The sequence below is a fragment of the Salipiger sp. PrR003 genome, from assembly GCF_010500785.1.
GTDB lineage: Bacteria > Pseudomonadota > Alphaproteobacteria > Rhodobacterales > Rhodobacteraceae > Salipiger > Salipiger pacificus_A.
In genome coordinates this window covers 1-1758 of the sequence record NZ_JAAGOV010000006.1, presented here as the reverse complement: position 1 = coordinate 1758, position 1758 = coordinate 1, and the positions used below count along the sequence as shown (strand labels likewise).

At 62.5% G+C, this 1758-nt stretch carries 2 protein-coding genes; both read right to left on the bottom strand.

What is annotated here, in order from left to right; all coding sequences use genetic code 11:
- Positions 1 to 299: hypothetical protein (locus G0D83_RS00060; protein WP_164188508.1), on the bottom strand; the 299-nt coding region annotated here is incomplete at its 3' end.
- A 503-nt stretch (positions 300 to 802) separates the two neighbouring features.
- On the bottom strand, positions 803 to 1450 hold the full coding sequence (locus tag G0D83_RS00055) for a 5-formyltetrahydrofolate cyclo-ligase (RefSeq protein ID WP_164188506.1): 648 nt from the start codon (positions 1448 to 1450) through the stop codon (positions 803 to 805).
- Between the last annotated feature and the right edge of the window lie 308 nt (positions 1451 to 1758).

Sequence of the window (1758 nt, the reverse complement as noted above, 5' to 3'; positions counted from 1 at the left end):
TTTTCCATGGTCAATTCCGCCAATGCCTCCTCACCTTCCTGAAACATGTTGAGGTAGTAGCGAGCGCACAAGTCGCAGTGCTTGGCCGTAAATGCCTCAAAGTCGGCAGCCATATTCACCTCCTCGCCTCCGGGCGGTGGAACTCTGGCGTCCGGGTCCTCCAGGAACATCAAGCCGAGGTCGAGGGGCATGCGTACAGTGAGCGTCGTCCCGGGTTCGATCGTCGCGAACCGTGCCCCAATCTTGTCGAGGGTCTCCGGATGATCATCTAAGGTCAGGGTCAGGGTTTCGTTCGCCACGCACTTCTCCTTTGTTTTCAGGCGACAACCTCTAGATGACCTCTTCCTGGCTTAGAACCCCTTCAAGGTGATCCCGGCGGAAACTTGCAACATGCCGGAACCAGAAGCTGAATTGGCGGATGTCGCCGCGGACCCACATCTGCAGCGGCGCTTTCGCTGGGGCGCGAGAGCCACGCTTTTCCTGGAACCTTGCCGCCGACAAGGGGTTTGCCACAGGAGCGCGACCGGCACGCTGCAAAAAACTCAGCGAGACGTCGCCACCAATAGATGCTCCCCGTCTCGGGTTGGCGACAGCAGATCGCGCTCACTCTTCCGGTCAAGGGTGCTGAACCCAGTTGCGGCGCCCTGCCCGACGGTTCCGATGGTGCCTGCGAAAATTGGCGAGGCAACAGCATGCACCTATATCGAGCGCGCCCTTGCCGGTCCCGCCGGATCCCAGGGCTCCTTTGACAGAAGGCAAAGTCGCGATGGCAATGCCGCCGCGCGCGCTCCTCGGTGGAGCCTCAGCGCGTCATCCGCGTTCCGTCCGAGAGCAGTATCTCGTCCATGGGCACATCCCAGGGCATCGGAAAGATCGTCGGCACCGTGCACCCGGCGAAACCAACGCCAATGCAGCGCGGCCGCGGATCGATCCTCGCCAAGGTGCGGTCGTAGTATCCGCCGCCGTTTCCCAGGCGGTAGAGGGCCTCATCCACACCGACGAGTGGAGCTATGACGACGTCCGGCCTACACACCTCGCCATCTGCGGGCACAAAGATATTCCAGAGGCCTCGCGACATCCGGCAGTGCGGGCTCCAGACCCGGAATTCCAGGGGCTCATTTTCGTCGACGACGACGGGCAGCACGACGCGCGCGCCAGCGGCATGTGCCGTCGCCATCCAGGGACGGAGGTCCGGCTCACCCCGGATCGGCCAATAGGCGGCGAGCGTCATGCCGGGCCGCGGCGCCACGACCCGTTCGAGCTCGGCGATGAGGGTGGTCGTGCCTCTTTCTCGCGCGAGAGGCGAGAGCGCGCGGGCCGCGATCAGACGCGCCCGCTCGGCCCGCCTGAAACGTGCCACGTCCCGTGCCGTGTCCGGATCGACCGGATGACCATCGACGAGAAGATGGGCGAAGCAAACTTCAGAGCCTCGATCGGCTTCATCGTCCATTTTGCGTGGGTCTCCGGCTTGAGTGTCGCTGCAGCAGAGTAGTCCCCCGGCGCTTGGCAGAGCAACCAGCGACCAACAATTCCGCGGTTCACCTTGTAAACTGCGCACCCGGGTCACTGCCGAGCAGAGGGGGCCGTGATTTCTTGCCTGGAACTTCTCGCCCCGGGAAAAGTGCTTAAATCCGAGATGACAACCTCGGGGACTGAAGTGGTCCCCGAAAATCGGACACTTTGCTAAGCTTGCCGCCAACGATGACGAGGAAGAACAGCGTGGCTGGCAAACGAAAGAATTACGGCGCCGAGTTCAAG